This window comes from Streptomyces sp. TRM70350 (assembly GCF_019219825.1).
GTDB lineage: Bacteria > Actinomycetota > Actinomycetes > Streptomycetales > Streptomycetaceae > Streptomyces.
Window position 1 is genome coordinate 1 of sequence record NZ_JAHUXH010000063.1, and the last position, 9,342, is coordinate 9,342.

Below are 9,342 nucleotides of genomic sequence, written 5' to 3' on the forward strand. Positions count from 1 at the left end.
AACGGAAGCACGCGGCACGCAGCGGAAACCAGGCGGAGTCACGCCTGCGGTATCCGGACCGGCAGACGACAGCAGCCGCACCCCGGCACCAAGACACCCGCACCAAGACCAGCGAACGGAAGTCACGCCCGCGGTCAGGGACGCCGGACCGGCGCGGCCCGGACGGCGGCCCCATAGCGCCGGGTCGCGGTCAGCGGCCGGTGTCGAGTGCGACCCCCGTTCATTCCCCCGGCCACTGCGGCCTGCGCTTCTCGTTGAAGGCCGCCACCCCCTCCGCCCGGTCCCCGGAGAGCGCCACCGAGCGCCACGCCGCGTCCTCCACCTCCAGGCCGGCCCGCAGGTCCAGCCCGTGTCCCAGCCGCAGTGCGCGCTTGGCCGCACGCAGGCCCACCGGCGAGTTCGCGGCGATGCGGGACGCCAGCGCCAGCGCCTCCTCCCGGTCCCGGCCCTGCTCCACCAGCACGTCCACCAGCCCCAGCTCCCGCGCCTCGGCCGCCTCCACCCGCCGCGCCGTGAAGATCAGCTCGGCCGCCCGAGCCGCCCCCACCCGCCGGGGCAGCAGTTGCGTACCGCCACCCCCCGGAATCACCCCCACCGACACCTCCGGCAGCCCCACCACCGCCGTACCGTCCGCCACGATCACGTCACACGACAGCGCCAGCTCGAAACCGCCCCCCAGCGCGAACCCGTGCACCGCCGCCACCGTCGGCACCGGCAGCTCCAGTACGCCGGTGTACGCCCCCCGCGCCACCGGCCGCTGCCGGACCAACTCGGCGTCACTCAGCGAGTTGCGCTCCTTCAGGTCGGCTCCCACGCAGAACGCCCGCTCATGCGTGGACGTCAGCACGACCACCCGGACGTCCCGGTCCGCCCCCAGCGCCGCGCACGCCCCGGCGATCGACCTGGCCATCCCGGTCGACACGGCGTTCATGGCCTTGGGCCGGTCGAGTGCCAGCTCCGCGACATGCCCGTCCTCGTGCCGCCGCACCAGCACAAACTCGCCGAACCGCTCCTCGCTCATGACACCCTCCGGGTTAACGCGGGTTAACAACACTCGCCCCGATCATTCCAGCCCCACCCCTCCGGTGGAAGGCCGAGCCCCCGCGCGCCCCGGTTCCCGACTCACCCCCCGACACCCCGTTCGAGTGACATCAAGCCCGACTCCCTCCCCAGCCCCCGGGGGAGCGCATAGCGTGCGCACCGCCACGGCGCACGGGGGCGCGAGCGCATCGGGGAAGGACGCCATGAGGACCGACACGTCGACGGACACCTGGCCGAGGAACGGCCGGAGGCACGGCACGGGCCACGACGGCAGGAGTGAACGCACGGGAGTACCCACCGGCGCGAACGGCCGTGTCAACGACGGCGCGTCGGCAGCGGGCCGTGTGCCCGCGCCTCAGGGACCGACACCGACGGGACGTGCGCCGCAGCCGCAGCGCCCGGGGGCGACAGGGGCCGCACCCCACCCACCAGGGCCCGAGGGCGCCGGACCAGCGCCCCAGCCTCCGGGCGCGGCAGCAGCCCAGCGTCCACCCCAGCAGCAGAACCCACCAGCAGCCCACCGCGCACCCCAGCCCCAGCCCCAGCCAGCCCGACGCAGCAGTCCGCCACCGGCCCCCCACACCCCGCAGGGCACCCCAGCAACCGCGCGCCGACCCGACGCCGACCCCCCTACCCCCCACCCCTGGGCCCCCACCGGCCGCGGCCGCCACCGTCGCCCCCGCCCCCGCAAGGCCCTCCTCACCGCCGGCGGCCTCGCTCTCGCCGCCGGTGTGCTGAGCCTCGTACGCCTGGCGTGGCCCGACTCCGGAAACGGCGGTGCCGGAGCCGCGGCGGCCGCCCCCAGCCCGGATGCGGCGGTCGGCAGCGAGCAGGCGACCAACGCCTCCGCCACCGTCCCCACCGCGGACCCCACCGCCGCCGCCCCGTTGGGCAGGCCGAGCACGCTCCCCACGCCCGGGACCACGCACACCACCCCGCCGTCCCGAAACGCCGCCTCACGTACCCACGACGCCCACGGCCCGGGCGAGACCACGGCGATCCCGGAAGCTCCGAAGGCCGCGTCACCACGCAGCAGCACCGGCGGCCCCACAACACCGCAGCGCCCGCCCACGACCAGCCCCACCCCGTCGCCCACCCCGAGCACCCCCACCCCACAACCCGACGAACCCGGCCTCTGCCTGCCGATCATCGACCTGTGTCTGGGCTCCCTGGGCGAGCGGTGAGGCCCACCCCCCGCTACGACGCGCCGTCCCGCCGGGTGAGCAGCCACGGCTCGACCACGCCCAGCCCACGCACCGGCCGCTGCCACATCGGCTGGAGTGCGAAGCGGTACGTCGGCGGCTCCTCGCCCTCCTTCTCCGCGGCCGCCGCGGCCTCGGCCGCCTCCGCCTCGGAGGCGGGAGCCTCGCCGGTGCGGATCAGTTCCTCGGCGAACGCGCTGTCGACCAGCACCGCATCCCGTGGCGCTATCGACGTCAACCGGGACGCCAGGTTCACCGTCGTACCGAACACATCACCCATACGGGTGGTCACCGTGCCGAACGCGATGCCCACCCGCAGCTCGGGCATCGTCTCGTCGTTCGCCATGGTCTCGATCAGCCGCAGCGCGATCTCCGCCGCGACCCCCGCGTCGTCCGCGGCGTACAGCACCTCGTCGCCCAGCGTCTTGATCAGCCGTCCGCCCCGCGCTGCCACCAGGTCGGCCGCGGTGGTCTCGAAGGCCTCGACGAGTTCGCCGAGTTCCTCCTCCTCCAGGCGGCGGGTCAGGCGGGTGAAGCCGACCAGGTCCCCGAAGCCGACGGCCAGGCGGCGGTCGACCATCTCCTCGTCGTCGGCGGCCTGCACGACCCGCCCGGTCGCGGCGGCGAGCTGGCGCCGCCACACGTAGACGAGGAACTCCTCCAGTTCCGGCAGGAGCAGCTCGATGATCGGATAGGTCACCTCGGTGCGCGTCATGCCGGGCTCGGGGGGCTCGGTCAGGCCCTCCAGGAAGGAGTCCATCTGCCATTCGGCCAGTCGGGCGGTGGTCTGCCCGGTGGAGCGGGCCACCTGCACGGCCATCGCCTCGCTGAGCAGTCCCGCCTCGACCAGACCGGCCAGGCGGCGCAGCGCCAGGACGTCCGCCTCGGTGAGCGCCTTGGCCTGGCCTATGTCGGCGAAGCCCATCGCGCGCCAGAAGCGGGACGCCAGCTCCATGGACACACCGGCGCTGCGGGCCGCCTGGAACGGCGTGTAGCGCCGCTCGGCGCCCAGGATGAGCTGTTCGAGCCGCAGGGCGAGCGGGTCCTCGCCGGAGTCGGCGCCCCGCGGGTCCGTACCGGAGCCCGTGTCGTCGACGGTCACGCCTGCTGCCCTTCCGATCTGCCGCGGTCAGATATCGACCGGCCCCAACTTTACGTCAGCTGTGCCCCAGGTCACTCCTCCCGCACCCCGGCTAAACCCCCCTCAAGTGCACGATGTCCCCGGCGCCGACCGGCTCCTGCACGCCGTCCTGCGTCGCCAGCACCAGCCGCCCGTCCCCGTCCACCGCGACCGCCTCTCCGATGATCGACCGGTCCCCGGGCAGTTCGGCCCGCACCGCCCTCCCCAGCGTGGCGCACCCGGCGGCGTACGTCTCCTGCAAGCCGCTGGACGCCGGATCGCCCCCGGCCGTCCGCCACCGCCGGTACCACTCCTCCAGCGACCGCAGTACGGCCCTCAGCAGCGGGTCCCGGTCCGTGTTCACCGCCCCGGCCAGCGCCAGCGAGCCCGCCGTGGGCACCGGCAGCTCGTTCTCGCGGAGCGTGACGTTGAGGCCGACGCCGATGACCACGCCGTCGTCCGCCGCCCGCTCGGCGAGGATGCCGCCGGCCTTGCGTTCCTCGCCGCCGACGGTCACCAGCAGGTCGTTGGGCCACTTGAGTGCCGTATCGACGCCTGCCGCCCGGGACAGGCCCGTCGCCACGGCGACGCCGGTGAGCAGCGGCAGCCAGCCCCAGTGGGACACCGGCACCTCCGTGGGGCGCAGCAGGACGGAGAAGAACAGGCCGGAGCGCGGCGGAGCGGCCCACTGGCGGTCCAGGCGGCCACGACCGGCGGTCTGCTCCTCCGCGACGAGCACCGTCCCCTCCACGGCCAGGCCCTTGGCGGCGCGGGCCACCAGGTCGGAGTTGGTGGAGCCGGTGCGCTGCACCACCTGCACCTCCGACCACAGCCCGCCCTCCCGCACCAGCGCCTTGCGCAAAGCGGCGACGTTGAGAGGGGGGCGGTCGAGGTCGGACCATCGGCTCGACCTCGGCTCGTGGGGCCCGTTGGGCGTGTTTCCTTCTGCACCTGGTGGCGTCGTCATGCAAGCCACCCTAGGTTTGACATCGTCCATCCCGCACAAGGAGTGGATTCCAGCCCCGAGGGCTGAGGTTCACGGGCGCTCGACCACTCTCGCGGTGTCGCCCCTCCGGCGTGTCCCGCCGCGACACCTTGATCGTGCGCAGGGCGTTGGCCGCCGTGCCGCCGATTCCTAGATCTCGTCGACGTTCCTGGGAAGACGGGGACGGTGTGGTAAACGCCGCACTGCCGATCGATGGGCACCCCACTACGCTACGGATGAGTAACCGTCCCCCCTTTTGAGCAGGCAGGGAGCCGCATCCCGATGTCCGAGCCGGAAGAGCGTCACGAGATCGACATCCACACGACCGCGGGCAAGCTCGCGGATCTCCAGCGCCGCATCGAACAAGCGACGCACGCCGGCTCCGCTCGCGCGGTCGAGAAGCAGCACGCGAAGGGCAAGTTGACGGCCCGTGAGCGGATCTCGCTGCTGCTCGACGAGGGCTCCTTCGTGGAGTTGGACGAGTTCGCCCGGCACCGCTCCACCAACTTCGGCCTGGAGCAGAACCGCCCCTACGGTGACGGCGTGGTGACCGGCTACGGCACCGTCGACGGCCGTCCCGTCGCCGTCTTCTCGCAGGACTTCACCGTGTTCGGCGGTGCGCTCGGCGAGGTCTACGGGCAGAAGATCGTCAAGGTGATGGACTTCGCGCTGAAGACCGGCTGCCCGGTCATCGGCATCAACGACTCCGGCGGCGCCCGGATCCAGGAGGGCGTGGCCTCGCTCGGGGCGTACGGCGAGATCTTCCGCCGCAACACCCACGCCTCCGGCGTGATCCCGCAGATCTCCCTCGTCGTGGGCCCCTGCGCGGGCGGCGCGGTCTACTCGCCCGCCATCACCGACTTCACGATCATGGTCGACCAGACCTCGCACATGTTCATCACCGGCCCGGACGTCATCAAGACCGTCACCGGCGAGGACGTCGGCTTCGAGGAGCTGGGCGGCGCCCGCACCCACAACACCGCCTCCGGCGTGGCCCATCACATGGCCGGGGACGAGAAGGACGCCATCGAGTACGTCAAGCAGCTGCTGTCGTACCTGCCGTCCAACAACCTCAGCGAGCCCCCGGCGTTCCCGGAGGAGGCGGACCTCGCCCTCACCGACGAGGACCGCGAGCTGGACACGCTGGTGCCGGACAGCGCGAACCAGCCGTACGACATGCACACCGTGATCGAACACGTCCTGGACGACGCCGAGTTCTTCGAGACGCAGCCGCTGTTCGCGCCGAACATCATCACCGGGTTCGGGCGCGTGGAGGGCCGTCCGGTCGGCCTGGTCGCCAACCAGCCCATGCAGTACGCGGGCTGCCTGGACATCGCCGCCAGTGAGAAGGCGGCGCGGTTCGTCCGGACGTGCGACGCGTTCAACGTCCCGGTGATCACCTTCGTCGACGTGCCCGGCTTCCTGCCCGGCGTCGACCAGGAGCACGACGGCATCATCCGGCGCGGCGCCAAGCTGATCTACGCCTACGCGGAAGCCACGGTGCCGCTCATCACCGTCATCACCCGCAAGGCCTTCGGCGGCGCGTACGACGTCATGGGCTCCAAGCACCTGGGCGCCGACCTCAACCTGGCCTGGCCGACCGCGCAGATCGCCGTGATGGGCGCCCAGGGCGCCGTGAACATCCTGCACCGCCGCACCATCGCCGAGGCGGACGACATCGAGGCGACCCGGGCGCGGCTCATCCAGGAGTACGAGGACACGCTCCTCAACCCCTACATCGCGGCCGAGCGCGGCTACGTCGACGCGGTGATCATGCCGTCGGACACCCGCGCCCACATAGTGCGCGGGCTGCGTCAGCTGCGCACGAAGCGGGAATCCCTGCCCCCGAAGAAGCACGGCAACATCCCCCTGTAAGGAGCCGCTGTGACGATCAAAGTCGTACGGGGCAATCCGACCCCCGAGGAGCTGGCCGCCGCCCTGGCGGTGGTCCGGGCCCGCGCCGCGGCGGCATCGGCCCTGCCGCCCGGCGCGCCCGGCCCGCGGGACTCCTGGTCCGACCCGGCCCGTATCGCCGGCCGGCACGTGCCCCAGCCGGGCCCGACGGCATGGGCGCGCACCTACTGGCCGGCCTGAAGCACGTCCGCGACGGCTTCGGCCATCACCTCGTAGCCCGCGTCGTTCGGATGCAGGTGATCGCCGAAGTCGTACGCCGGGTGCAGCCGAAGGGCACCAGGGTCGCGCCGATCACCCGTAGCCCCGCGCCCGCCGCCTGCCGTATCGGCTCCCGGTGCCCGGCGATGAGTTCCGCGGCCTGCAGCACCGGTGCGGGCCGGTACGTCGGCTGCTCGTCCGTCTCGCTGAAGCCGATGTCGTTCACCCCGAGCAGCACGACCAGCGTGTCCACGCCCGGATGACCGAGGACGTCCCGCCCGAGCCGCCCCACGCCCCGCTCGCCGTACCAGGCGGAGTCGTTGAGCAGCGGGTTCCCGCCGATCCCCGCGTTGATCACCGGCCGCCCGGTGCGCGCGGCGAGCGCGTCCGACCAGCGGCGGTCGGTGCCGGGCGTGGAGCCGAAGCCGTCGGTGATCGAGTCGCCGAACAGGGCGATCGCGTCGGTGCGCCCGGCGTCCACCTCGACGGCCGACAGGAAGTACCAGGACTCGGTCACCGCGTCGAAGCCCGTCCCGGCGGTGTCCGTGAGGAGGTCGCCGGGGCCGCGGTGGTGGCTGGTGGTGAAGGCCTGGGCGTGGAAGGTGGCGGGGCCGGTGACCGCGTGGAAGTGCAGCGTCACGGTGACCGACGCCGGCGCGCCCACCGCGAGGTCCACGGCGTCGCTCAGCAACTGCCCGCGCGCCGGGATCCCGGCGTCGTACCCGCCTCCGAAGGTGAGCCGACGTACAGACCTCGGCTCGACGGCGGCACCGACGCTAGTACGCCCCACCGTCGCGCCCCCCACCCGCACGGGTGAGGTGCCGTACGCGTTCGACAGCCGCACGCGCAGCCGGTCGCCGCCCGCCGTCAGCCGTCCAAACGGCATTGAGGCCTCTTTAGCTTAACGGAACACAGGACCCATTTACTCAAACTTGAGTACGCGTACTCAGGCGCCGCCCCGCGCCGCCGACTGACGATCGAAGGCATGCTGTGGTCCGACCCGGAGAACGAGCCGCCGAAGGAACTGCGCGACACGCAGGAGATGTTGCGGCGGCTGGGCGTTCTCATGGCGCTGGCCATGGTGCTCGCGATGATCGTCATCGGACTGGGGTGAGCCATATGGAGTACGCCGATACCCTGGCCGCATGACTGATCAGCCGCGCCGCCGACTCGTGCTCGCCTCCCAGTCCCCCGCCCGGCTCGGGCTGCTGCGGCAGGCCGGGCTCGACCCCGAGGTGATCGTGAGCGGCGTCGACGAGGACGCCGTGACCGCGCCCACGCCCGCCGAGCTGGCGCTCGCCCTCGCCGAGGCCAAGGCCTCCGTCGTGGCCGCCCGGCCCGACATCAAGGGCGCGCTGGTGATCGGCTGCGACTCGGTGCTCGACCTGGACGGCGAGGCGCTCGGCAAGCCGGCCGACGCCGAGGAGGCCACCGCGCGCTGGAAGGCGATGCGCGGCCGGGCCGGGACGCTCCAGACCGGCCACTGCGTCTACGACACGCTCAGCGGGCGGTACGCGTCCGCGACCGCCTCCACGGTCGTCCGTTTCGGTGAACCCACCGACGAGGAGATCGCCGCGTACGTCGCCTCCGGCGAACCCCTCTACGTCGCCGGGGCCTTCACCCTGGACGGCCGCTCGGCGCCGTTCATCGACGGTATCGACGGCGACCACGGCAACGTGATCGGCATCAGCCTGCCCCTCGTACGGCGGCTGCTGGCGGAACTGGGTGTACGGATCACGGAGTTGTGGGCGCCGGCGGAGGGCTGACCGGGGAGTCGCCGACCGGGTCGCCGTCCGTGCCGTCCTGGGGCTTCCCGGACGCGGGCCGCTGCTGACCGTCGTACGTCATCAGGAGCAGTACGACGAGACCCATCACGACCATCATGAACAGGAAGGCGTGCCAGCCGACCAGCCCCCAGGTGAACGCGCCCAGCACACCGTGCACCACGGCCGCGCTGATCAGCAGGACACGCCCGAGGCCGGCCGGGGTGCGGTCACGCACGGCGACCAGGAGGGCGATCAGCCCGCACAGGGCGAAGTAGAGCCCGAAGGCCACGCCGCCGATCTTCGAGGACAGGGACATCACGTCCGGGTCGAGGCCCGCCAGGGACATGCGCTGGTTGTCGACCACCATCCCCAGGAACCACTGCAGTGCCGCGATGCCGAACGCCTCGGCGAAGAGCACCAGCGCCACGATCCACGCCACCGGCCTGCGCACCACCGGTCCCCACCCACTTTCGGCCGCCGCACCGCCACCGGGTGCCGTTACCCCGGGTACGTTCGAATACATCGCGAACGCTACTAATGGGTAAACCGGGGGACAAGGGTTCGGCCGCGGGCAAAGAATCATTGGGCCATTCGTAGGGACTCGACAAAGAATCGGAGTGGGCCGCAGCACGCTCTCACAGAGACCTTGACCACACAGGACGGCTAGGGTTTTCCGGTGGAGTCCTGCGTGCCGCGCCGCGACAAGGGATTTCGTGGGTCGAGCGAGCCTCGTATCACGCTCCGTGTGGGCAAGCTCACCATTGGGGACGGGTCGAAGTGCCGTGTCGGCAGTCCCTAAACTCGGCTTGTTTCAAGGAGGGAGCCTCAATCGTGCGCAAGGTGCTCATCGCCAACCGTGGCGAAATCGCTGTCCGCGTGGCCCGGGCCTGCCGGGACGCCGGGATCGCGAGCGTGGCCGTGTACGCCGACCCGGACCGGGACGCTCTGCATGTCCGCGCCGCGGATGAGGCGTTCGCCCTGGGTGGTGACACCCCCGCCACCAGCTACCTCGACATCGAGAAGGTCCTGAACGCCGCCCGCGAGTCCGGCGCGGACGCCATCCATCCGGGTTACGGCTTTCTGTCGGAGAACGCCGAGTTCGCCCAGGCGGTCCTG

General features: G+C 72.1%; 11 protein-coding genes. 6 read left to right on the forward strand and 5 right to left on the reverse strand.

Annotation, left to right across the window (positions count from 1 at the left end):
- Window positions 1–220: 220 nt before the first annotated feature.
- Entirely contained in the window at window positions 221–1,021 is an 801-nt protein-coding gene (locus tag KWI83_RS37270; RefSeq protein ID WP_218518805.1) for an enoyl-CoA hydratase/isomerase family protein, read from the reverse strand.
- 751 nt (window positions 1,022–1,772) lie between these two features.
- Here KWI83_RS37270 and KWI83_RS37275 point away from each other — a divergent pair.
- A complete protein-coding gene (locus KWI83_RS37275) occupies window positions 1,773–2,225 on the forward strand; it encodes a hypothetical protein (RefSeq protein WP_218518806.1) in 453 nt (150 codons plus the stop codon).
- A gap of 13 nt (window positions 2,226–2,238) precedes the next feature.
- On the opposite strand, the gene KWI83_RS37280 is transcribed toward KWI83_RS37275, so the two are convergent.
- Both KWI83_RS37280 and KWI83_RS37285 read right to left on the reverse strand, forming a co-directional pair.
- A complete protein-coding gene (locus KWI83_RS37280; RefSeq protein WP_218518807.1) occupies window positions 2,239–3,345 on the reverse strand; it encodes an adenylate/guanylate cyclase domain-containing protein in 1,107 nt (368 codons plus the stop codon).
- Window positions 3,346–3,436: 91 nt separating this feature from the next.
- Window positions 3,437–4,330, reverse strand: coding sequence for a biotin--[acetyl-CoA-carboxylase] ligase (locus KWI83_RS37285; protein WP_218518808.1), 894 nt, complete (start codon window positions 4,328–4,330; stop codon window positions 3,437–3,439).
- A gap of 300 nt (window positions 4,331–4,630) precedes the next feature.
- Here KWI83_RS37285 and KWI83_RS37290 point away from each other — a divergent pair, with 300 nt between their 5' ends.
- Both KWI83_RS37290 and KWI83_RS37295 read left to right on the forward strand, forming a co-directional pair.
- Window positions 4,631–6,223, forward strand: coding sequence for an acyl-CoA carboxylase subunit beta (locus tag KWI83_RS37290; RefSeq protein WP_218518809.1), 1,593 nt, complete (start codon window positions 4,631–4,633; stop codon window positions 6,221–6,223).
- 9 nt (window positions 6,224–6,232) lie between these two features.
- Window positions 6,233–6,442, forward strand: coding sequence for an acyl-CoA carboxylase epsilon subunit (locus tag KWI83_RS37295; RefSeq protein ID WP_218518810.1), 210 nt, complete (start codon window positions 6,233–6,235; stop codon window positions 6,440–6,442).
- Window positions 6,443–6,467: 25 nt separating this feature from the next.
- On the opposite strand, the gene KWI83_RS37300 is transcribed toward KWI83_RS37295, so the two are convergent.
- A complete protein-coding gene (locus tag KWI83_RS37300; protein WP_308122397.1) occupies window positions 6,468–7,346 on the reverse strand; it encodes a GDSL-type esterase/lipase family protein in 879 nt (292 codons plus the stop codon).
- 99 nt (window positions 7,347–7,445) lie between these two features.
- On the opposite strand from KWI83_RS37300, the gene mmpB reads away from it, so the two are divergent.
- Together mmpB and KWI83_RS37305 are read left to right on the forward strand one after the other, a co-directional pair.
- Complete coding sequence (gene mmpB / locus KWI83_RS39670) at window positions 7,446–7,574, forward strand: morphogenic membrane protein MmpB (protein ID WP_256363364.1); 129 nt, start codon at window positions 7,446–7,448, stop codon at window positions 7,572–7,574.
- A 31-nt stretch (window positions 7,575–7,605) separates the two neighbouring features.
- The gene (locus KWI83_RS37305; RefSeq protein WP_218518811.1) at window positions 7,606–8,226 is read left to right on the forward strand and encodes a nucleoside triphosphate pyrophosphatase; all 621 of its coding nucleotides are present in this window, start codon (window positions 7,606–7,608) and stop codon (window positions 8,224–8,226) included.
- Here the strand turns inward: KWI83_RS37305 and KWI83_RS37310 are convergent.
- Window positions 8,195–8,680, reverse strand: a complete 486-nt coding sequence (locus KWI83_RS37310) for a hypothetical protein (RefSeq protein WP_218518812.1) — start codon at window positions 8,678–8,680, stop codon at window positions 8,195–8,197. The two genes, KWI83_RS37305 and KWI83_RS37310, sit on opposite strands and share 32 nt — an antisense overlap.
- Before the next feature lie 377 nt (window positions 8,681–9,057).
- Between KWI83_RS37310 and KWI83_RS37315 the strand changes: the two genes are divergently transcribed.
- Window positions 9,058–9,342: biotin carboxylase N-terminal domain-containing protein (locus tag KWI83_RS37315; RefSeq protein ID WP_308122398.1), on the forward strand; the 285-nt coding region annotated here is incomplete at its 3' end.

Coding starts and splice junctions, on each gene's coding strand:
- KWI83_RS37270 (WP_218518805.1), bottom strand. CDS start 1,021: ATGAGCGAGGAGCGGTTCGGCGAGTTTGTGCTGGTGCGGCGGCACGAG.
- KWI83_RS37285 (WP_218518808.1), bottom strand. CDS start 4,330: ATGACGACGCCACCAGGTGCAGAAGGAAACACGCCCAACGGGCCCCAC.
- KWI83_RS37290 (WP_218518809.1), top strand. CDS start 4,631: ATGTCCGAGCCGGAAGAGCGTCACGAGATCGACATCCACACGACCGCG.
- KWI83_RS37300 (WP_308122397.1), bottom strand. CDS start 7,346: ATGCCGTTTGGACGGCTGACGGCGGGCGGCGACCGGCTGCGCGTGCGG.
- mmpB (WP_256363364.1), top strand. CDS start 7,446: ATGCTGTGGTCCGACCCGGAGAACGAGCCGCCGAAGGAACTGCGCGAC.
- KWI83_RS37305 (WP_218518811.1), top strand. CDS start 7,606: ATGACTGATCAGCCGCGCCGCCGACTCGTGCTCGCCTCCCAGTCCCCC.